Below are 20340 nucleotides of genomic sequence, written 5' to 3' on the forward strand. Positions count from 1 at the left end.
CCAAAGCATGGCTCAGGCAGGCATCAGTGCGAACAGGCTGGAGCTTCTCCAGATCGCGGACGCGCTCGCACGTGAAAAGTCCATCGACCGCAAGATCGTCATCCAGGCGATGGAAGAGGCGCTGCAGAAAGGCGCCAAGGCCCGCTATGGCGCCGAGAACGATATCCGCTGCGAGATCGACCCGCGCACAGGCGAGACACATCTCTCACGCGTCATGACCGTCGTTGATGTGGTCGAGAACGAATCCCAGCAGCTCACGGTCGACGACGCCAAGCGCCGCAAGCCCGATGCTCAGGTCGGCGATCTCCTCGTCGACAAGCTGCCCCCGCTGGAGTTCGGCCGCGTCGCGGCGCAGAACGCCAAGCAGGTGATCGTGCAGAAGGTCCGCGAGGCCGAGCGCGAGCGCCAGCACAACGAATACAAGGATCGCATCGGCGAGATCGTCAACGGCACGGTGAAGCGCGTCGAGTACGGCAATGTCATCGTCGACCTCGGTCGTGCGGAAGGCATCATCCGCCGCGACGAGATGATCCCGCGCGAGAACGTGCGCCTCGGCGACCGCATCCGCGCCTATATCTACGACGTGCGCCGCGAGCAGCGCGGCCCGCAGATCTTCCTCTCGCGCACGCGCCCTGAGTTCATGGCCAAGCTCTTCGCCATGGAGGTGCCGGAGATCTACGACGGCATCGTGCGCATCATGGCGGTCGCCCGCGACCCCGGCTCGCGCGCCAAGATCGCCGTTATTTCGCGCGACAAGTCGATCGATCCCGTCGGCGCCTGCGTCGGTATGCGCGGCCAGCGCGTGCAGGCCGTCGTCGCCGAGCTGCAGGGCGAGAAGGTCGACATCATCCAGTTCCCCGAGAACAACGACGCCGCGACGCTGGTCGTGAACGCGCTCGCGCCGGCGGAAGTGTCGAAGGTCGTGCTCGACGAAGACTCCAACCGCATCGAGGTCGTGGTCGCGGAGAGCCAGCTCTCGCTCGCGATCGGCCGGCGCGGCCAGAACGTGCGTCTCGCTTCTCAGCTCACGGGCTGGGACATCGACATCCTCACGGATCAGGAAGAGAGCGAGCGCCGCCAGAAGGAATTCACCGAGCGCTCGCAGATGTTTATGGAAGCGCTCGACGTCGACGAGGTCATCGCGCAGCTCCTCGCGACCGAGGGTTTTGCCTCCGCCGAGGAAGTCGCGTTTGTCGATCCTTCGGAGATTGCCCATATCGAGGGCTTCGACGAGGATACGGCGACCGAGATCCAGACCCGCGCGCGTGAATATCTCGCCCGCATCGAGGCCGAGCGTGATGCACGCCGCGTCGAGCTCGGCGTGTCCGATGATCTCGCGAAGATCGAGGGTGTGACGACCGCGATGATGGTCGCCCTCGGCGAAGCCGGCATCAAGACGCTCGAGGACTTCGCCGACTGCGCGACCGACGATCTCGTCGGCTGGACCGAGCGCAAGAAGGACAAGGACTCCGAGCCCGTGAAGCACAAGGGCGCGCTCGACGGCTTCGAGGTCGGGCGCAAGGAGGCCGAGGCCATGATCCTTGCTGCCCGCGTCGAGGCGGGATGGATCAAGGCCGAGGACATCGCGCCGCCGGAGCCGGCGACCGAGGAAACTGCACCGGAAAGCGCTGAGGCCGGGGCTGACGCCCCCGCCAAGGCCTGATCCGGATTATGAGGACGGAGCGAACAGACTGGGTATGGGCGCCGAAGCGGCACCAGAGCGTGACATGGACGCAGGTCCTGCCGACAAGGCAGCGGCCGAGCGCACATGCGCGCTCACGCGCCAGCCGCTGACGCCTGACGAGGGTCTGCGCTTCGTCGTCGCACCGGACGGCAGCATCGTCCCTGATGTGGGGCGTCGCCTCCCGGGCCGCGGCGTCTGGCTCTCCAACAGCCGTTCCGTCGTCGCCGAGGCGGCCCGCAAGGGCGTCTTCCAGCGGAGCTTGAAGCGCCCCGTAACGGTGCCGGAAGACCTCCCCGACCTCATCGAAAACTTGCTGGTCAAGCGGGTGATCGAGGCGCTGAGCCTCGCCAACAAGGCGGGTCTCGTCACGACCGGCTTTACCAAAGTCGAGATCGCCGTTCAGCGGGGGACCTGCGCCTTTCTGCTGCATGCCAGCGATGCGGCCGAGGATGGAGTGTCCAAGCTGGACCGCAAATTTGCGGCAATCCAGGCGAGCTCGGAGGCCGGAAGTGCGGAGAATAGCCTCGAGAAGCCCAATACGGAGCAATTGAGGCAACTGGTTTGGGATTGCCTGTCATCGGCCGAATTGAGCTTGGCCATGGGGCGTTCGAATGTGGTACACGCTGCACTGGCACGTGGCGGTGCGGCCACCAGGTTTTCTCGCGAGGCAGAGCGGTTGAGGCGCTATCGGGCGCCCACTTCCGCTCATGCAACGCGCGAACCGGGTTCAAGGGCGAGATCGGAACAGGCATGAGTGAGACCAAGGAAACCCCGGATAAGGCCCCCGCGGCCGGCGCCCGCAAGCCGCTGAGCTTGAAGCGCACTGAGTCTTCCGGGCACGTCCAGCAGAGCTTCAGCCATGGCCGCAAGAACGTGGTCGTGGTCGAGCGCAAAAAGCGCCGGACGCTCACAGGCCCCGGCCAGGGCGAGGACGAGCCGCGTGGCCGCGCGGGTGGTGCCGCGACGGCTGGTGGTGCGCGCCTCGGCGATCTTTCCGCGGGTGAGCTCGACGCGCGCCGCAAGGCGCTCGAGCAGGCTGCCGTCGACGAGAAGATCCGCGTCGAGGAAGAGACCAAGCGCCGCGCTGAAGAGCAGCGTCTCGAAGCCGAGCGCGTGGCTGAGCGCGCCCGTGAGGAAGCTGCTGCTGCCGCCGCCGCCGCGGAGGCTGCGAAGAAGCAGCCCGTCAGCGAAGCTCCTCCCGCAACACCGGCTCCCGCTGCTCCTGCAGCCCCTGCGGCCGCCGCCGCGCCGGCTCCGCAGACGACAGCCCGTGCGCCGCAATCACCGGCCAGCGCACCGAAGCCCGCGAGCGGCGCAGGCGCACCCGCCGCGCAGAAGGCGCGCGACGGCGGTGCCCCCGCGACCGAGACACGCCGACCCGCCGAGACGACAGTCGTCAAGCGGCGCCCGATCGCCGACGAGACGCCGGACGACGATGACCGCAAGAAGAGGGGCGGCGCCAACCTCAAGGGCGCACCTCGCGCGCCCGTAAAGGTGGCCGACGATCGCCGCGAGCGCGGCAAGCTCACGGTCGACAAGCTTCTCAACGACGAGCAGCGCGAGCGCTCGCTCGCATCGCTCCGCCGCAAGCGCGAGCGCGACGCGCGCCGCGCCTCCGGCATCCAGATCTCGCGCGACAAGATCGTGCGCGAAGTAACGATCCCCGAGGTCATCACCATCCAGGAACTCGCCAACCGCATGTCGGAGAAGTCGGTCGACGTGATCCGCTTCCTGATGAAGCAGGGCGCGATGCATCAGATCAACGATGCGATCGATGCCGACACGGCCGAACTCATCGTGCAGGACTTCGGCCACACGCCGAAGCGCGTTTCGGAAGCCGACGTCGAGGAAGGCTTCGCGGGCGGTGAGGACACGGATGCAAACCTGCAGCCGCGCGCCCCGGTCGTCACGATCATGGGCCACGTCGATCACGGCAAGACGTCGCTGCTCGACGCGATCCGCCATGCCAACGTCGCGAGCGGCGAAGCCGGCGGCATCACCCAGCACATCGGCGCCTATCAGGTGTCGACGGACAAGGGCCAGAAGATCACCTTCATCGATACGCCAGGCCACGCCGCGTTTACGGCCATGCGCGCCCGCGGCGCCAAGGTCACGGACATCGTCGTGCTGGTGGTTGCCGCCGACGACGGCGTGATGCCGCAGACGATCGAGGCGATCAATCACGCCAAGGCTGCCGGCGTTCCGATCATCGTTGCGATCAACAAGATCGACAAGCCGCAGGCCGATCCGAACCGCGTGCGCACGGAGCTGCTCCAGCACGAGATCGTGGTCGAGAGCATGTCGGGCGAAACGCTCGAGGTCTCGGTTTCGGCACTCAAGGGGACGAACCTCGACAAGCTGCTCGAAGCCATCGCGCTTCAGGCCGAGCTGCTCGATCTCAAGGCCAATCCGGACCGTCTCGCCGACGGCTTCGTCATCGAGGCCAAGCTCGAGCGTGGCCGCGGTCCCGTCGGCACGCTGCTCGTGCAGCGCGGCACGATCAAGGTCGGCGACATCATCGTCGCTGGCAGTGCCTGGGGTCGCGTCAGGGCGCTCCTGGATGACACCGGCCACAATGTCGTGTCGGCCGGGCCGTCCGTGCCCGTAGAGGTGCTCGGCTTCGACACCGCACCCGAGGCCGGCGACCAGTTCGCCGTCGTCGAGAACGAGGCCCGCGCCCGCGAGATCACCGACTACCGTATCCGCAAGCGGCGCGAGACGCTCGGCACCGCGGGCACACCGCGCACGCTCGAGCAGATGATGCAGAGCCTCAAGGAGACCGGCAAGAAGGAGTTCCCGCTGGTCGTCAAGGGCGACGTGCAGGGCTCGGTCGAGGCGATCATGGGTGCGCTTGCGAAGCTTGGCAACGACGAGGTCATGGCGCGCATCGTCCATTCGGGCGTCGGCGGCATCACCGAGTCCGACATCAACCTCGCCAATGCCTCGAAGGCGGTCATCCTCGGCTTCAACGTGCGCGCCAATGCGCAGGCGAAGCTTGCGGCCGACCAGCACGGCGTCGAGATCCGCTACTACTCGATCATCTACGACCTCGTCGACGACGTGAAGGCGGCCATGTCCGGCCTGCTCGCGCCGACAAAGAAAGAGGTGTTCCTCGGCTACGCGACCATCAAGCAGGTCTTCAACATCTCGAAGCAGGGCAAGGTCGCGGGTTGCCTCGTCACGGAAGGCAAGGTCGAGCGCGGCGCCAAGGTTCGCCTGCTGCGCGACAAGACGGTCATCCACGAGGGCACGCTCGCCATCCTCAAGCGCTTCAAGGACGATGTGAAGGAAGTGCCGGCCGGCCAGGAATGCGGTATGGCCTTTGCCAACTACCAGGACATCCGCGAGGGCGACGAGATCGAGTGCTTCCAGGTGGAGACGATCGCGCGCACCCTCTGAGTACCGTCATGCTTCTGGAGGCGGATGGGCGATGAGCTCATCCGCCTTTCGCATACGGCAAATTGTCGAACTGGAATTATTGAGGAGCTGGCGACGGTCCGAGCCCGGTGCCAGAGTTGAGAATGTCACGACAGAAATCGAGCGCCGGCCGCGGGTCGGCTCATGGCGCTTCCGCCGGCCCGTCGCAGCGCATGCTCAGGGTCGGCGAGCTTGTACGCCATCGCCTCGCCGAGCTTCTGGCGCGCGGCGACATCCATGACGACGTGCTGGCCGCCGCGGTGGTCACCATTCCCGAAGTACGCATGTCGCCGGACCTCAAGCTCGCGACCGTCTACGTCATGCCGCTCGGCGGCAACGACGTTGCGCCCGTGCTCGCGGCGCTGAGGCGCAATCAGAAATACATCCGCGGCGAGGTCGCCCGTGCCCTGAACTTGAAGTTCGCGCCGGACGTCCGTTTCCGCGAGGACGAGAGCTTCGAGGAAGCAACGCGCATCGATCGCCTGCTCGACAGCGAGCGGGTGAGACGCGACGTGAAGGGCAAGAACGACGTGCAGGGGGATGAATAAGGTGGCGCGCCGCAAGAAGGGCAATCCGATCAACGGCTGGGTCGTGCTCGACAAGCCCGTCGGTATGACGTCGACGCAGGCTGTCGGCAAAGTACGCTGGCTCTTTCAGGCGCAGAAGGCCGGGCACGCCGGCACGCTCGACCCGCTGGCGACCGGCATCCTGCCGATCGCACTTGGCGAGGCGACGAAGACCGTGCCCTACGCGGTCGACGGCCAGAAGGCCTACCGCTTCACGGTCCGCTGGGGCGCCGAGACCGACACCGACGACGCCGAGGGCCAGATCGTCGAGCGCAGCGACCTGCGCCCGACCCGCGCTTCGATCGAGGCGCTGCTGCCGAGCTTCCTCGGCGAGATCCTGCAGACGCCGCCCGCCTTCTCCGCGATCAAGATCGACGGCCAGCGCGCCTATGACCTCGCGCGCCAGGGCGAGACCGTGAAGCTCGAAGCGCGCCCCGTGCAGATCGACCGTCTCGAGCTCGTCGAGATGCCCGATCACGAGACCTCGGTGTTTGAGGCCGAATGCGGCCGCGGCACGTACGTGCGCGCCATTGCCCGCGACATCGGCCGCACGCTCGGCTGTCTCGGCCATGTGACGGCGCTCCGGCGCACGCGTGTCGGGCCCTTCGAGGAAGCACAAGCGGTCACCATCGAGGAGCTGGAAGCTGCGGCTGGCCACGACGACGGCGGCGCCGAGATCAAGACGCTGCTGCGCCCGGTCGAGAGCGCGCTCGCCGAGCTGCTCGAAGTCAACGTCTCGCAGTCGGATGCGGCGCGCCTCGCGCGCGGCCAGCCGGTGCTGCTGCGCGGGCGCGATGCGCCGGTGATGAGCGGGGAGGCCTTTGCTCTCTCGAAGGGTACATTGATCGCGCTCTGCGAGATCGAGCGTGGCGAGCTGCGCCCGCTGCGCGTCTTCAATCAGGCCTGATAGCGAGATTATCTCGCCTACGCCGCCTTGGCAGTTCATGAGCGCGCGGGGCGCGCCGGCGCTGGCGCCGCCCCCGCGGAGCCGATGAGCGAAGCGAATAGCGGCGTGAGCGAAATAAACGCATGAGGCGCGGAGACCCTGGGCTCCGCGCCTCAAATCTTCACGCCGGGGAAGATGGTTTCTCCAGGGTACACCGATCATGCGCCGGTGGCCGTGAACTCGCTCTGAATGCAGCATTCATTGGGAATTCATTGGGGGGACGTCTGCCCTTCGGTGAACGGCCAAGCGCTTGCTTTGGCCGCCGTCCCTGCGGACCGAGTAGCGCCTACCAGAGCCCACGCCGCGTGCTGAGCGCGCGCGCATCCTCGCCGCGACCACCGCCGCGCTCCGTGCGCGGGGCCCAGCCGCCACCGGGCTGTCCCTGCTGGCCGCCCTCCTGATCGGGCTGCTGCTGCTGCACGAAGCCGCCGGTCTCGTCGGTGAAGCCGATGATCGAGTAGGGATCATCCGGCTCCTCGTCCGGCTTGAAAGCCTCGAGCACACTGCGCTGATCGGCCGACTGCACGCGCAGGCCGGTCGACGGGTTCACGCGAACGAGCTTGATGCCGGGCGGAATGCGGAAGGGCGTCGCCGGCTTGTCGGCGAGCGCCATCTTCATGAACGAGCCGAAGATCGGCACCGCGATCGCGCCGCCCGTCGCCTCTTTGCCCATGGGCTTCGGGATGTCGTAGCCGACGAACACGCCAACGACGAGGTCCGGCGAGAAGCCGATGAACCACGCATCCTTGGCGTCGTTGGTGGTGCCCGTCTTGCCGGCGAGCGGCTTGCCGACCGAGCGGAGCGCCGTCGCCGTGCCACGCTGCACGACGCCCTCCATCATCGAAGTGATCTGGTAGGCCGTGTGCGGGTCGATGATCTGTTTGCGGTCATCGGCAAGCTCGGGCTCCGGCTGGCCGTTCCAGCTTGCCTGCTGGCAGTCCTGGCATCCGCGATCGTCGTGCCGCCAGACGGCGCGGCCCCAGCGATCCTGGATGCGATCGATGAACGTCGGACGCACCTGGCGGCCGCCATTGGCGAGCATGGCGTAGCCAGCGGTCATCCTGAGCAGCGTCGTCTCGCCGGCGCCGAGCGCCATCGAGAGGACAGGCGTCAGCTCATCGTAGACGCCGAAACGGCGCGCATACTCGGTCACGAGCGGCATGCCCATGTCCTGCGCAAGACGCACCGTCATGAGGTTGCGCGAGTGCTCGATGCCGACCCGCAGTGTCGTCGGCCCATAGAACTGGCCGCTGTAGTTTTTCGGCCGCCACACATCGAGTCCGGCGCCCTGCTCGATGGTGATCGGGGCATCGAGAATCACGCTCGTCGGCTTGTAGCCATTGTCGAGGGCAGCGGCATAGACGAACGGCTTGAAGGACGATCCGGGCTGGCGACGCGCCTGCGCGGCGCGATCGAACTGGCTCAGCGCGAAAGAGAACCCGCCGATGCTCGCCAGCACGCGGCCGGTATGCGGATCCATGACGACGATGCCACCGCCGACCTCCGGGATCTGCATGAGCGACCACACGCCCTGCGTCTCATCGGGGTTCTTGGGCGCAACGTAGATGACATCGCCGACATTCAGGACATCGCCGGCGCCCGGCGGCTTGCCGGGCTTCCTGTTGGCCCAGCGGACCTCCTCATAGGGCACCTCGACGGCCTGACGCTCGGGAACGAGGCTGCCGTCCTGGCGGCGTGCCGGCCGCAGCCCAACCACGGCCTTCTCGCGCTCGGCCTTGAGCACGACCCCTAGGCGCCACGGATGGATATCGTTCGGCGTGTCGATGGCGCCGAGCGGCACGCCCCAGTCGCCCGTGACGGCAATCTTGTCGACGGGCCCGCGCCAGCCACTCTTGCGGTCGAACGCGACGAGGCCCTCGACGAGCGCGCGGCGCGCGAGATCCTGCAGGCGGGGCGAGAGCGTCGTGCGGACGGAAAGGCCACCGCTGTAGAGCTTCTGCTCGCCGAACTGGGCGATGAGCGTGCGGCGCACTTCCTCGGCGAAGTAGTCGGCGGCGCGAATCTGGGTGCCGAAGTTGCGGACGTTGACCTCGAGCGGCTTGGCCTGTGCTGCAGAGGCTTCGGCATCGGTGATGTAACCGTTCTCGGCCATGAGGGCGAGGATGGCATTGCGCCGGGCTACAGCCTCCTTGGCCCGCCGGAAGGGATGGTAGTTGTTGGGGCCTTTCGGGAGCGACGCGAGGTAGGCCATTTCCTCGAGCGTCAGATCCCTCAGCTCCTTGTTGAAATAGGTGAGCGCCGCCGCCGCCACGCCGAACGTGTTCAGCCCGAGGTAGATCTCGTTGAGATAGAGCTCGAGGATCTTCTCCTTGGAGAACGACCGCTCGATGCGGATGGCGAGGATGGCTTCCTTGAGCTTGCGATCGGCCGTGCGCTCGCTCGTCAGCAGCATGTTCTTGGCAACCTGCTGCGTGATCGTGGAGGCGCCTTCCGCACGCCGCCGGCCGCCCTGCGCCAGATTGGTCGCATACCGAAGGCCCGCGCGCGCCATACCCACGAAATCGAGGCCGTTGTGCTCGAAGAAGCGCTTGTCCTCCGCCGAGAGGTAGGCGCCGATCAGCAGCTTGGGCACGGTGTTGATCGGCACGAAAATGCGTCTGTCGTGCGCGTACTCGGCGATCAGCGAGCCGTCATGGGCGTGAATGCGCGTCGTGATCGGCGGCTCGTAGTTGGCGAGGCTCGCATGGCTCGGCAGATCAGCCGAGGCCTTCCAAAGGAAGTAGCCGCCGACCGCGGAGCCGGCGAGGAAGAGGACCACGCCCGAGGCGAATGCAAACCCGAGGAGGCTCAGCAGAAAGCTGCGGCGCTTGCGCTTCGGCTTGCGCTCCACGGGCGGCAATATCGGGGGTGGTCTCATAAATCTCGATCGATCCGGTCGTGCACGGATGGCTCTGTCTAGCCCCCGGCGTACGGAGAAGCAAGCACGCCTCCCGGTTTCATCCCGAGGTTACAATCGATTGTGTCATTAGCAGGTCACAGCGGGGTGAATGTCCGCAGCATTCTGCCGGCCATTGCACAAGACCTGCGCGTGCGTGGTTAATGCGCCTCTGCCCGCCCCCATTTTGTCCATCTTCTTGCTTCGCCGGGCCCCTGGATCGAGAGTTGGCGCCTCGACGACAGCACAGAATGGGGAAACACCATGGACATCGAGGACCAGCGCAAGAAGGGCCGGGAGATTCTGGGGGAGGTCATCGGCGCCGCCTATCTCGAGCGGCGCGATGCTTCGACGAACGATTTCAACAGGCCATTGAGAGAGTTTTCCGAAACCTACGCGTTCGGTGACATCTGGGCCCGGCCGGGCCTGCCGCGCAAGGTCCGCAGCATGCTCTGCATGGCCATGCTGACGGCCATGGGCAAACCCGCCGAGCTGCGCCTCCACGTCAATTCGGCGATCAACAACGGCTGCACCGTCGAGGAAATCCAAGAGGTGCTCTACCAGACCGTCGCCTATTGCGGCATTCCGGCGACGATCGAGGCCTTCAAGGTCGCCGAGGAGGTATTGGCCGAGCGCGGCCTTATCCAGCGCAAGGGCTGACCAAGGCCGGTATGGCCGGCGCGGACCGCGCCGGCCACAATCCAGCAATCAGCCGACAATGCCTTCCTTGCGGGCCCAGTCGAGGCCGCGGTCGAGGGCGCGCGCCATGCGATCGAACATCGTGTTGACCTGCTCGGTGCTGATGACGAGCGGCGGGCAGAGCGCGATCGTATCACCGCCGACGGCACGGCAGATCAGGCCCTCGTCCTGGGCGAAGACGCTCACCTTGGCGCCGACGCCCTGGCGCGGATCGAAGGACTGGCGGCTCCTCTTGTCCTTCACGAGCTCGATGCCGCCGAGCAGCCCGACGCCGCGCGTCTCGCCGACCAGCGGATGGCTGTCGAACTCCTTCAAACGCTTCAGGAAAGTCGGCGCCACCTTCTGCACATGGCCGACGATGTCGATGCGCTCGTAGATCTCGAGCGTCTTGACCGCCACGGCCGACGCCACGGGATGACCCGAGTAGGTAAAGCCGTGGGCGAACATGCCGAGCTTTTTGCTCTCGTCGACCATGGCCTGATAGACGTGCTCGGGCACCGTCACGGCGCCGAGCGGCATATAGGCGGACGTGATCGCCTTGGCCATGGACGCCGTGTCCGGCGTCATCCCAAAAGTCTGCGATCCGAACATGTTGCCGGTGCGCGCGAAGCCGCAGATCACCTCGTCGGCGATGAACGCAATGTCGTAGTGGCGCAGCAGCGCCTGCACCTTCTCGAAGTAGGTCTTCGGCGGCAGGATCACGCCGCCCGCGCCCATGACAGGCTCGGCGATGAAGGCGGCGATGGTGTCGGCCCCCTCGCGCTCGATCAGGGCTTCGAGCTTGCCCGCAAGGCGCGACGCAAACTCCTCCTCACTCTCGCCGTCCTTGGCAAAGCGCCAGTAGTGCGGCGTATCAGTGTGCAGGATGCCCGGGATCGGCAGGTCGAAGTCCGCGTGGAAGATCGGAATGCCGGTCAGGCTGCCGGAGCCGATCGTCACGCCGTGGTAGGCGCGCAGGCGCGAGATGATCTTCTTCTTGTTCGGCCGCCCAATGGCATTGTTGTAGTACCACTGGAGCTTGATCTGCGAGTCGTTGGCCTCGCTGCCCGAGCTCGTGAAGAACACTTTCGAGGTCGGGCAGGGCGCGATCTCCTTGATCTTTTCCGCGAGCTGGATGGCCGGCTCGTGGCTGCGCCCGCCGAAGAGGTGCGTGAACGAGAGCTTCCTCATCTGATCGGCTGCCGCGTCGACCAGCTCGGTATTGCCGTAGCCGAGACCCGTGCACCACAGTCCAGCCAGGCCCTCGATGTACTCCTTGCCCGCCGCATCCCACACGTGAATGCCCTCCGCGCGCTCCAGCAGCATGGGGCCGGTCGTGCGGTGCGAGGCGAGGTTGGTCGCCGGATGCAGCAGCGTCTCGACGTCGCGGGCGGCAAAGTTGGTGAGCGTAGCCATTGCGCCTATGTCCTGTTCTTGACGGGAACCGCGACTATGAGTAGCGCGGACGGGGCGGCTGACAAAGCCGATAAGGGCTGTGGAGCGCACAACGTTTGCGCACTTTGCAGTCAAAGATGCCGGTCACCTGGGACGATCCGCCGACGCCATGACGCTGGCTGCCTCAATGCCCCGGACGAAGTTCGCGACAACGGCGCGGCGCATTGCCTTGTTCAGCGCCGTGCTCATCCTGCTCGCGCTCGTCCTGCACAGGCTTGGCCGCATCGAGACGCCGCTCGCCATCGGCCTCGTGCTCACGGGATTTGCGGGGGCGGGCCTGGCGCTCATCAGCGGCATTGTGGCCGGCATCGTGATCTGGCGGAAGGGCTCGGCTGGCGCATGGAGCGCCGCCGCCGGTGTGGCAATCAGCCTTGCGATTTTCGCATGGCCTGCGAGCGTCGCTCCCATCTTCTTCAGGCTGCCCCCGATCAACGACATCACGACGGATCCCGAGCACCCGCCCGAGTTCGCCGCACTCGCCCGCGACCGGCCGAAGGCGGCGAACTCGATCGCCTACCATACGAACTTCGCCGAGATGCAGGAGCGCTACTACCCTGAGGTCCGCCCGCTGATCCTCGATCGCGCCGCCGAAGAAGTCTTCGACGCGGTCGGCGAGGCCGCGCGCCGTCTCAAATGGCGCATTGTCACCGAAGAGCCGCCGCAGGCTGACGGCACCGCCGGTCACATCGAGGCCGAGGACCGCACGCTCATTCTCGGCTTCACGGACGACGTGGTCGTGCGCGTCGAGAACGACGGCGGCTCGACCCGCGTCGACATCCGCTCGCTGTCGCGCTACGGCCACCACGACTTCGGCCGCAATGCGAGCCGCATCAAGGAATTCTACGCGGAGCTGCGGGCGCGGCTCGACGCCACCGTTCCGACCGCTGCCGCGCCACGCGGCAAAGCCAAGGCGCGCGGCACGAAGGTGCCGACTAGGGCACGGAAAGGCGCACAGGATCCAGCACAGGCCCCTCGCAGCGGAGCAGGCCCCGCTCAACCAGATGCTCGACGTGCGCTGCCACAGAAAGGGACGCGGCCTTGACGAGTCTCGGGTCGATCCCGCGATAGATCACGGCGACGATTTCCGGGATCGTCGTCTGCCCGTTCTTGACGCATTCGAGGATGGACTGCTCGCGCATGCGCCGGTGCAGAATGTAGGCCTTCACGAGCCGTTGCGGCTCGTACACGCGCCCGCCGTGTCCCGGGAAGTAGATCTCGTCATTACGCTCGAGCAGGCGCTCCATCGCCCCGAGATAGGCGCTCATGCTGCCCTCGGGCGGCGCGACGACGCTCGTATTCCAGCCCATGACGTGATCGCCCGAGAAGAAGAGCCGCGTGCCTTCGAGCGCAAAGCAGAGATGGTCCGGCGCGTGGCCCGGCGTGTGCAGGGCCTGCAGCGCGAAGTCGCTGCCCTCCAGGCGGTCGCCGTCCTTGAGCACGATATCGGGCCTGAAATCATTCTCCACGTACTCGCCGCCGGCCGGGCTCGATTTGGTGCGGCCGGGGTTGGCGACCGTACGGCCGAAGCCCGCCGTCAGCGCGCCCGTGCGCTCCCTGAGCGCATCGAGGCCATCGACGTGGTCGTGGTGCGTATGCGTGATGACGATGTGCGTAAGTTTGCGGCCCTGGAGCGCGGCAAGGATGGCGTCGAGATGCGCCGCGTCGGCTGGACCCGGATCGATGAGAAATACCTCGCGGCCCTCGCCGAGGAGATAGGTGTTCGTGCCCTTGTAGGTGAACGGGCTCGGGTTGTTGGCGACAATGCGCACGATGCCCGGCGCGAGCTGTTTCGCCTCGCCATAAGCGAACTCGATTTCTTTGCGGAAGGGCAGCTCTTCGGCCATCTGGTGTGTCCTGCGCTCACGTCAATCTAGTGTCCCGATTCCGAAGTTCGCCAAACCTCGATGCTGGTGTGCCGAGCGAACTTCGGAATCAATGGGGACACTAGAATCACAATTTTACTAGTGTGATTCAGATCGAGAAATTCGCTCCCTACTGTGCCGCGAGAGGCGGCGAATTTCTCGATCATCACACTAGCCTGTTGTCATAGCCGAGGCGGCGCCGATTGACCATCGGCAGGCGCGCAGGCCTAGTAGACGCCGAGATGCGCGAGCAGGGCCCTGCCGATCTGAATGCGCTTCGGCGCATCTGCGGATTTGCTCATATCCATATTCAGCGCGAAGGCGGTTTTCCGATCCCCTCGCTCGACCCAGCCCGCCCACCAGCCGATCTTGCCATCCCATCCGGTCTTGGCGAACAGCGCGCGGCTGTCCTTCTCCTCGATGCGGATGATGTCGCGGACGATCGCCTGCGAGCGCGCGCTCATGGGCAGGGTCTGCTCGGCGAACCGCGCAAGGAAGCGCGCCTGCTCGATCGCGCTGATCGCCAGCGGCCCATCGAGCCAGAAGCGATCGACGATCTCGCCGGTCTCGCGATTGCCATAGTCGAGCTTCGCGAGCCAGGCCTTGTAGCTCTCGAGGCCGACGCGCCGCGCGATCTCCTGGAAGACCGGCACATTCGAGGCCGCCACGGCCTCGCCGAGCGTCATATCCTTCTGCCATGCGGCGACCCTGCGCGGCTTGCCGTCATAGCGGAACACTTCATCCGCATCCTTCACGGCACCGACTTCAAGCGCGATCAGGCTGTTCGGGATCTTGAACGTCGAGGCAGGGACGAAGCGCGTCTCGGCGCGGCTCGCATTGAGCATGATGAGGCGATCGGCACGTGCGTCGAACGCAGCAAACGTCCCCGAAAAACCTTCGCGCGCGAACGCATCCTCGGCATCACCAAGCCTGATGATCTCGCTGGCACCTGCGGCGCCCGTTCCGGCCAGCGCAGCGGCCACAAAGCAACCGCCCGCCCTCAGCACGTCGCGCCGCGAGTGCCCTAAATGGCTTGTTTTGCGCATACTCAGAGCTTGTTCAGCGGCACTTTCAGATAGCGCACGCCATTGTCCTCGGGCTTCGGCAGATCGCCCGCGCGCATGTTCACCTGAATGGACGGGATGATCAACTTCGGCATTCCGAGCGTCTTGTCGCGTGCCTCGCGCATGGCGACGTACTCGTCCTCCGTCACACCGTCGCGCACATGGATGTTGGACTTGCGCTGCTCGGCGACCGTCGTCTCCCAGGCATATGCGTCGCGGCCCGGCGCCTTGTAGTCGTGGCACAGGAAGAGCCGTGTCTCGGGCGGTAGCGCCAGCACCTTGCGGATCGAGCGGTAGAGATCGCGCGCGCTGCCGCCGGGAAAGTCCGCCCGCGCCGTGCCGTAGTCCGGCATGAAGAGCGTGTCGCCGATGAAGGCCGCATCGCCGAAGACGTACGTCATGCAGGCGGGCGTATGGCCGGGCGTGTGCATGGCATGGCCCGTCATCTCACCGACGCGGATACGGTCGCCGTCCTTGAACAACGCATCGAACTGGCTGCCGTCGCGCTCGAACTCGGTGCCTGCGTTGAACACCTTCCCGAACACGTCCTGCACGATCGTGATGTTGGCACCGATCGCGATCTTCCCGCCGAGCTTTTCCTTCAAGTACGGCGCCGCCGAGAGGTGGTCCGCATGGACATGCGTTTCCAGCAACCACTGCACGTCGAAGCTGCGCTCTTTCACGAAGGCAATGACTTCGTCAGCCGCCTTGGTCGACGTGCGCCCGGCGGCTGCATCATAGTCCAGCACGCTGTCGATGATCGCGGCGGCGTTCGACGCTGGATCCTTGAGCACGTAGCTCGCGGTGTTGGTCGGCTCGTCGAAGAACGAGAACACCTCTGGATGGAGCATAGGAACCTCCGTTCCGTCCCTGCTAGAGCATTCTCTTTCATTTAGAAGGCGAATGACGAATATTCAATACTGCTGATATGCATGCGCCCAGGTGCCGTTGACGCTCGCGCATGGTGGGTGCACTGTTTGATGAAAATTGCGCATCAGGCGCCCGAGGAAACGCTGAAGGAGCCCCCATGACCGCCGGCATTCTGGCGTACGGCGCCTATATCCCGCGCCTCAGACTGCAGCGCCAGGCCATCGCCACCGCCAACACCTGGTTCAATCCCGCCCTCAAGGGCCTCGCCAAGGGCGAGCGCGCCATCTGCAATTGGGATGAGGACACGGTCACCATGGCCGTCGAGGCGGCGCGCGACTGCCTCACGGGGATCGACCGCAAGAGCGTGCGCGGCCTCCAGTTCGCTTCGACCTCATTTCCTTTCCGCGATCGCCTCAATGCCGGCATCGTCGCCGAGGCCCTCGACATCGCGAGCCATGTCGCAGCCCTCGACGTGACCGCAAGCCAGCGCGCGGCAACCTCGGCGCTGCTCAATGCGCTCATCGGCGGCGGGCCGACGCTGCTCATTGCCTCAGAGAAGCGCCGCGCCAAGACCGCGAGCCCCTATGAGATGACGAACGGCGACGGCGCTGCGGCCGTGCTCGTCGGCGAGGGCCCCGCCATCGCGCGCCTCGTCGGCTCGGCAAGCCGCACGGCCGATTTCGTCGATCACTACCGCACGGACGATCAGCCCTTCGACTACCAGTGGGAAGAGCGCTGGATCCGCGATGAAGGCTACATGAAGCTCGTGCCGCCGGTCATCGCGGAGGCGCTCTCGCGCGCGGGCCTCCAGGCGAGCGACATCACGCACTTCATCATGCCGGGCACGCTACCGCGCATTGCCGGCACCATCGCCAAGGCCGCAGGACTCCCCGAGACGAGCGTGCGCGACAATCTTCAGGCCCAGCTCGGCGAAACCGGCGTCGCGCACCCGCTCATGCTGCTCGGGCATACGCTGGAGCAGGCCAAGACAGGCGACCGCATTCTCGTCGTGGGTTTCGGCCAGGGCGCCGACGCGATCATCCTCGAAGCCACGGCGGAGCTCGCAAAGCTCCCCGCGCGCGCAGGCGTCAAGGGTCATCTCGCGCGCCGCAAGGAAGAGACCTCGTACAATCGCTATCTCGCCATCAACGATCTCGTCGAGATCGAGCGCGGCATGCGCTCGGAAGTGGACAAGCAGACGCCGCTCTCCTCGCTCTGGCGCAATCGCGCGCTGCTGACGAGCTTCCTCGGTGGTGAATGCACGAAGTGCGGGACGATCCAGATCCCGAAATCCAACATCTGCGTGAACCCGAACTGCAATGCCATGCACTCGCAGGTGCCGCACGCGTTCGCCGACAAGGCCGGCCGCATCAACTCCTTCACCGCCGATCGCCTGACGTTCTCGCCCTCGCCGCCGGCCTGCTACGGCATGGTGCAGTTCGATGGCGGCGGACGCATGATGCTCGACTTCACCGACGTCGATGCCGAAGCGCTCGAAGTCGGCCAGACCATGCGCATGATGTTCCGCATCAAGGACCACGACACGCAGCGCGGTTTCACCCGCTATTTCTGGAAAGCCGCACCGGCACCCACATCCTCGAAGGAGAGCTGAGCCATGGCTTCGGGCATCAAGGACAAGGTTGCGATCCTCGGCATGGGTTGCTCGAAGTTCGGCGAGCGGTGGGACAAGGAAGCCGACGACCTCATGGTCGAGGCTTACGAGGAAGCACTCGCCGACGCCGGCATCGAGACCAAGCAGATCAATGCTGCGTGGCTCTCGACGGCCATCGAGGACCAGCACGTCGGCAAGTCGGGCGTGCCACTCGCGATTGCGCTGCGCCTTCCCTACATCCCCGTGACACGCGTCGAGAACTACTGCGCATCCGGCACGGAAGCCTTCCGCGGCGCCGTCTATGCCGTCGCCTCGGGTGCTGCCGACATCGCGCTGGCCATGGGCGTCGAGAAGCTCAAGGACACGGGCTATGGCGGCCTGCCGCAGCGCTCGCGCGGCGTGCTAAATGCCATGTCCTGGGCGAACTTCTCGGCGCCCGGCGCCTTTGCCCAGCTCGCGGCCGCCTACCGCACCAAGCACGGCGTCGCGCAGGAGGACATCAAGCGCGCCATGGCGCAGATCTCCGTCAAGAGCCACGACAATGGTGCCAAGAACCCCAAGGCGCACCTCCGCAACAAGATCAACATCGACACCGTGCTCGGCGCGCCGACCGTCGCCGAGCCGCTCGGCCTCTATGATTGCTGCGGCGTCTCGGATGGCGCCGCCTGCGCGATCGTGACGACGCCCGAGATCGCGAAGAGCCTCGGCAAGCATGACATCGTCTCGGTGAAGGCGCTCCAGCTCTCGGTCTCGAACGGTCAGGAGGCGAGCCACAATTCCTGGGATGGCAGCCACTTCGTGACGACGCGCACGGCCTCCAAGCGCGCCTACACCGAAGCCGGCATCGCCGATCCGCGCAAGGAGCTGTCGCTCATCGAGGTGCACGACTGTTTCTCGATCACCGAGCTCGTCACCATGGAGGACCTCTTCATCTCCAGGGAAGGCGAGGCGGTGAAGGACGTGCTCGACGGCTTCTATAACGCCGATGGCGGCGTGCCCTGCCAGATCGACGGTGGCTTGAAATGCTTCGGTCACCCGATCGGCGCCTCGGGCCTGCGCATGATCTACGAGATCTATCTGCAGATGCTCGGCCGCGCCGGCCCCCGTCAGCGCCAGGACGAGCCGCGCCTCGGCCTCACGCACAATCTGGGCGGCTTCCCGCACCAGAATGTGTGCTCGATCTCCATCATCGGCCGCTACGGCGCCTAAAGCGTCGGACCTTAAATGCGACCCACGCCTGGGCCGATCTCAAAGTCGCATTTAAGGTCCAAAGACGCTTTAGATTCATAATGTTCTAAAGCAACTTTGGACTTGAAATTCACTCCCCGCCCAGCCTCGAACTGAGGTGAATTTCAAGTCCGTTGCTTTAGGGCCGCCTCGCGCTAGCGATGGGCGGCTTCCTCGCGCCAGCAGCCGCCTTGCGCACGACCTCGGCCGTTGCCTTGTCGGCCGGATAGAACGCTTCGATCGCGATCTCGGCGAGCGTGATGTCGACCGGCGTGCCGAACACGGTCACCGTGCTGAAGAACGAGAGCAGGCCGTCAGGCGTCGCCAGTTGCAGCGGCACGACCACATTGCCGTAGTCGCGTTTGGGCGCCGGCATCCTGATCGCCCCGCCACGAGGACGCGGAAAGGCCTTCAGCTCGGCGAGCAGATCATTGAGCTTGGCATCCGCTGACGCATCCACCTGCTGCGCAACACTCGCGATGATGAGCGCGCGCCACTCGTCGTAGTTCACGATCCGCGGCGCCATGCCTTCGGGATGGAGGCTGATCCGAAGCACATTGAGCGGCGGCTCCAGGAGCTTTGCATCAATGCCGGCAATAAGCGGCCCGATCGCTGCGTTCGCGGCAACCAGAGTCCAATAGCGATCGACGGCGAGCGCGGGAAATGGCTCGTGGCTCTTGAGAACGACATCGATCGCCTCACGTTGCGCGGCGAGCGCGGGATCATCGAGACTGCGCTCCTGGTAGATGGGCGCAAAGCCGGCTGCGACGAGCAGGATATTGCGCTCGCGCAGCGGGATCGAAAGCCGCTCGGCCAGATGCAGGATCATCTCGCGGCTCGGCGCGGAGCGTCCTGACTCGACGAAACTCAGATGGCGCTGCGAGACCTCGGCCTCGAGCGCCAGCTCGAGCTGGCTCATGCGGCGGCGCTGGCGCCAGGTCCGCAGCAGGTTTCCGGCAGTGGGTGCATCGTTCGGCATGGTGGCGACCCTAGCGATGGCCTGATCTCGATCCAATTACCTGGAGCGTAATCGACCACACGCACGGCTGTCGCCATCTTCGAGGGCATGAAGCCGCATCGAGGCTTCTTCACAAAGCCCACGGAGAGACACCATGAGCCCCATCCACTCTAACAACACCCTCCAGAACATCCTCCTGCTCGACGCCGCAACGTGTGTCGGCGCCGGTGCCCTGATGGCTTTCGGATCGAAGTTCGTCGCCGGTCTCACCGGCATTCCGGTGCCGCTGCTCTATTGGGCGGGCCTGATCCTGTTCCCCGTCGCGGCGTTGATGATCTTCGCCGGCCTCCAGTCATCGCCGTCGCGCCCGATCGTCTGGCTGATCGTGCTTGGCAATGTCGGCTGGGTGATCGCGAGCCTCGGCGTGTTTGCCTTCGTCGCGCCGAATGCGCTCGGCACCATCTTCATTCTCGCACAGGCCGCCGTCGTCGCCGTGCTGGCACTCCTCGAGCACAATGCGTTGCAGCGACCTCACACGGCCACCGCCTGAGACGTACAAATCAGGCCAGCTCAAGAGAGGCGGGCGACCGCCTCTCTCAGCGCGTTCGCAGTCGTGTCGTCGAAGGCGACGAGTTTCACCGCGAGATTGTGCCGCGGCGCTTCGACAGCGCACACCGATACCGCCTCCGCGCACGCCTCGCGCAGCGGATAGCCATAAATGCCGGTGCTGATCGCGGGAAAGGCAATACTGCGGCAGCCGTTCTCCGCAGCAACTTCGAGCGCCGACGCATAGGCACCGCGCAAGACCGCCGCGGCCTTCTCCGGCACGTACTCCGCATAGATCGGCCCAACCGCGTGCACGATGAACTGCGCCGTCTTGATACCGAAGGCCGGCGTGATCACCGCATGTCCTGTCGCGCATTCACCGATCGCGCGGCACGCAGCATTCAGCTCCGCAACGCCCGCAGCGCGGAAGATCGCGCCGCACACGCCGCCACCCATGGCGAGCGCGCTGTTTGCTGCATTGACGATCGCATCCGCGGGAACGCGCGTGATGTCGCCTTGGATGACGTCGATTTGTGCTTTCGACATGGCTTTACCTCCA

At 65.7% G+C, this 20340-nt stretch carries 17 protein-coding genes; 10 read left to right on the top strand and 7 right to left on the bottom strand.

What is annotated here, in order from left to right:
- Positions 1-7: 7 nt before the first annotated feature.
- The 5 genes from nusA to truB all read left to right on the top strand — a co-directional run bounded on the left by nusA (position 8) and on the right by truB (position 6574).
- On the top strand, positions 8-1663 hold the full coding sequence (gene nusA / locus CS1BSM3_RS01470) for a transcription termination factor NusA (RefSeq protein WP_072385178.1): 1656 nt from the start codon (positions 8-10) through the stop codon (positions 1661-1663).
- A 64-nt stretch (positions 1664-1727) separates the two neighbouring features.
- Positions 1728-2438, top strand: coding sequence for an RNA-binding protein (locus tag CS1BSM3_RS01475; RefSeq protein ID WP_143149033.1), 711 nt, complete (start codon positions 1728-1730; stop codon positions 2436-2438).
- The gene (gene infB, locus CS1BSM3_RS01480; RefSeq protein WP_072385180.1) at positions 2435-5083 is read left to right on the top strand and encodes a translation initiation factor IF-2; all 2649 of its coding nucleotides are present in this window, start codon (positions 2435-2437) and stop codon (positions 5081-5083) included. Before CS1BSM3_RS01475 ends, infB begins: the two co-directional genes overlap by 4 nt.
- Positions 5084-5205: 122 nt before the next feature.
- Positions 5206-5649 (top strand): 30S ribosome-binding factor RbfA, encoded by a 444-nt coding sequence (gene rbfA, locus CS1BSM3_RS01485; RefSeq protein WP_072385181.1) that lies wholly within the window; start codon positions 5206-5208, stop codon positions 5647-5649.
- A gap of 1 nt (position 5650) precedes the next feature.
- Positions 5651-6574, top strand: a complete 924-nt coding sequence (gene truB, locus CS1BSM3_RS01490; RefSeq protein WP_072385182.1) for a tRNA pseudouridine(55) synthase TruB — start codon at positions 5651-5653, stop codon at positions 6572-6574.
- A 325-nt stretch (positions 6575-6899) separates the two neighbouring features.
- On the opposite strand, the gene CS1BSM3_RS01495 is transcribed toward truB, so the two are convergent.
- Positions 6900-9491: a penicillin-binding protein 1A gene (locus CS1BSM3_RS01495; protein WP_083528135.1), complete on the bottom strand. Its 2592-nt coding sequence runs from the start codon at positions 9489-9491 to the stop codon at positions 6900-6902.
- A gap of 282 nt (positions 9492-9773) precedes the next feature.
- Here CS1BSM3_RS01495 and CS1BSM3_RS01500 point away from each other — a divergent pair, with 282 nt between their 5' ends.
- A complete protein-coding gene (locus tag CS1BSM3_RS01500) occupies positions 9774-10169 on the top strand; it encodes a carboxymuconolactone decarboxylase family protein (protein WP_174263595.1) in 396 nt (131 codons plus the stop codon).
- Between the two features lie 48 nt (positions 10170-10217).
- Here the strand turns inward: CS1BSM3_RS01500 and CS1BSM3_RS01505 are convergent, their stop codons facing one another.
- Positions 10218-11603, bottom strand: a complete 1386-nt coding sequence (locus tag CS1BSM3_RS01505; RefSeq protein ID WP_072385184.1) for an aminotransferase — start codon at positions 11601-11603, stop codon at positions 10218-10220.
- Positions 11604-11769: 166 nt separating this feature from the next.
- On the opposite strand from CS1BSM3_RS01505, the gene CS1BSM3_RS01510 reads away from it, so the two are divergent.
- Positions 11770-12684 carry a DUF1499 domain-containing protein gene (locus CS1BSM3_RS01510; protein ID WP_174263596.1) on the top strand — a complete coding sequence of 305 codons (915 nt, stop codon included), beginning with the start codon at positions 11770-11772 and terminating at the stop codon, positions 12682-12684.
- Here CS1BSM3_RS01510 and CS1BSM3_RS01515 read toward each other — a convergent pair.
- The 3 genes from CS1BSM3_RS01515 to CS1BSM3_RS01525 form a co-directional block, all read right to left on the bottom strand.
- Positions 12575-13486 carry an MBL fold metallo-hydrolase gene (locus tag CS1BSM3_RS01515; protein ID WP_072385186.1) on the bottom strand — a complete coding sequence of 304 codons (912 nt, stop codon included), beginning with the start codon at positions 13484-13486 and terminating at the stop codon, positions 12575-12577. The two genes, CS1BSM3_RS01510 and CS1BSM3_RS01515, sit on opposite strands and share 110 nt — an antisense overlap.
- Positions 13487-13731: 245 nt before the next feature.
- Entirely contained in the window at positions 13732-14487 is a 756-nt protein-coding gene (gene blaOXA / locus CS1BSM3_RS01520) for a class D beta-lactamase (RefSeq protein ID WP_174263597.1), read from the bottom strand.
- A 65-nt stretch (positions 14488-14552) separates the two neighbouring features.
- Entirely contained in the window at positions 14553-15419 is an 867-nt protein-coding gene (locus CS1BSM3_RS01525) for an MBL fold metallo-hydrolase (protein WP_072385187.1), read from the bottom strand.
- Positions 15420-15595: 176 nt separating this feature from the next.
- Here CS1BSM3_RS01525 and CS1BSM3_RS01530 point away from each other — a divergent pair, with 176 nt between their 5' ends.
- Positions 15596-17050, top strand: a complete 1455-nt coding sequence (locus CS1BSM3_RS01530; RefSeq protein WP_072385188.1) for a hydroxymethylglutaryl-CoA synthase family protein — start codon at positions 15596-15598, stop codon at positions 17048-17050.
- 3 nt (positions 17051-17053) lie between these two features.
- Positions 17054-18259, top strand: coding sequence for an acetyl-CoA acetyltransferase (locus CS1BSM3_RS01535; protein WP_072385189.1), 1206 nt, complete (start codon positions 17054-17056; stop codon positions 18257-18259).
- 157 nt (positions 18260-18416) lie between these two features.
- Here CS1BSM3_RS01535 and CS1BSM3_RS01540 read toward each other — a convergent pair whose 3' ends face one another.
- Positions 18417-19256 (bottom strand): helix-turn-helix domain-containing protein, encoded by an 840-nt coding sequence (locus CS1BSM3_RS01540; protein WP_072385190.1) that lies wholly within the window; start codon positions 19254-19256, stop codon positions 18417-18419.
- Between the two features lie 133 nt (positions 19257-19389).
- On the opposite strand from CS1BSM3_RS01540, the gene CS1BSM3_RS01545 reads away from it, so the two are divergent.
- Positions 19390-19785, top strand: coding sequence for a hypothetical protein (locus tag CS1BSM3_RS01545; RefSeq protein ID WP_072385191.1), 396 nt, complete (start codon positions 19390-19392; stop codon positions 19783-19785).
- A gap of 20 nt (positions 19786-19805) precedes the next feature.
- Here the strand turns inward: CS1BSM3_RS01545 and CS1BSM3_RS01550 are convergent, their stop codons facing one another.
- Entirely contained in the window at positions 19806-20327 is a 522-nt protein-coding gene (locus tag CS1BSM3_RS01550; RefSeq protein WP_072385192.1) for a macro domain-containing protein, read from the bottom strand.
- Positions 20328-20340: the final 13 nt, after the last annotated feature.

It is taken from the genome of Hyphomicrobium sp. CS1BSMeth3, assembly GCF_900117415.1.
Classification (GTDB): Bacteria; Pseudomonadota; Alphaproteobacteria; order Rhizobiales; family Hyphomicrobiaceae.

Excerpts from the sequence above, each read along its gene's own strand:
- CS1BSM3_RS01505 (WP_072385184.1), bottom strand. The coding sequence starts at position 11,603 with ATGGCTACGCTCACCAACTTTGCCGCCCGCGACGTCGAGACGCTGCTG.
- CS1BSM3_RS01535 (WP_072385189.1), top strand. The coding sequence starts at position 17,054 with ATGGCTTCGGGCATCAAGGACAAGGTTGCGATCCTCGGCATGGGTTGC.
- infB (WP_072385180.1), top strand. The coding sequence starts at position 2,435 with ATGAGTGAGACCAAGGAAACCCCGGATAAGGCCCCCGCGGCCGGCGCC.
- nusA (WP_072385178.1), top strand. The coding sequence starts at position 8 with ATGGCTCAGGCAGGCATCAGTGCGAACAGGCTGGAGCTTCTCCAGATC.
- CS1BSM3_RS01515 (WP_072385186.1), bottom strand. The coding sequence starts at position 13,486 with ATGGCCGAAGAGCTGCCCTTCCGCAAAGAAATCGAGTTCGCTTATGGC.
- CS1BSM3_RS01525 (WP_072385187.1), bottom strand. The coding sequence starts at position 15,419 with ATGCTCCATCCAGAGGTGTTCTCGTTCTTCGACGAGCCGACCAACACC.
- CS1BSM3_RS01550 (WP_072385192.1), bottom strand. The coding sequence starts at position 20,327 with ATGTCGAAAGCACAAATCGACGTCATCCAAGGCGACATCACGCGCGTT.
- CS1BSM3_RS01530 (WP_072385188.1), top strand. The coding sequence starts at position 15,596 with ATGACCGCCGGCATTCTGGCGTACGGCGCCTATATCCCGCGCCTCAGA.
- rbfA (WP_072385181.1), top strand. The coding sequence starts at position 5,206 with ATGTCACGACAGAAATCGAGCGCCGGCCGCGGGTCGGCTCATGGCGCT.
- CS1BSM3_RS01540 (WP_072385190.1), bottom strand. The coding sequence starts at position 19,256 with ATGCCGAACGATGCACCCACTGCCGGAAACCTGCTGCGGACCTGGCGC.
- CS1BSM3_RS01545 (WP_072385191.1), top strand. The coding sequence starts at position 19,390 with ATGAGCCCCATCCACTCTAACAACACCCTCCAGAACATCCTCCTGCTC.
- CS1BSM3_RS01500 (WP_174263595.1), top strand. The coding sequence starts at position 9,774 with ATGGACATCGAGGACCAGCGCAAGAAGGGCCGGGAGATTCTGGGGGAG.
- CS1BSM3_RS01475 (WP_143149033.1), top strand. The coding sequence starts at position 1,728 with ATGGACGCAGGTCCTGCCGACAAGGCAGCGGCCGAGCGCACATGCGCG.
- CS1BSM3_RS01495 (WP_083528135.1), bottom strand. The coding sequence starts at position 9,491 with ATGAGACCACCCCCGATATTGCCGCCCGTGGAGCGCAAGCCGAAGCGC.
- CS1BSM3_RS01510 (WP_174263596.1), top strand. The coding sequence starts at position 11,770 with ATGCCCCGGACGAAGTTCGCGACAACGGCGCGGCGCATTGCCTTGTTC.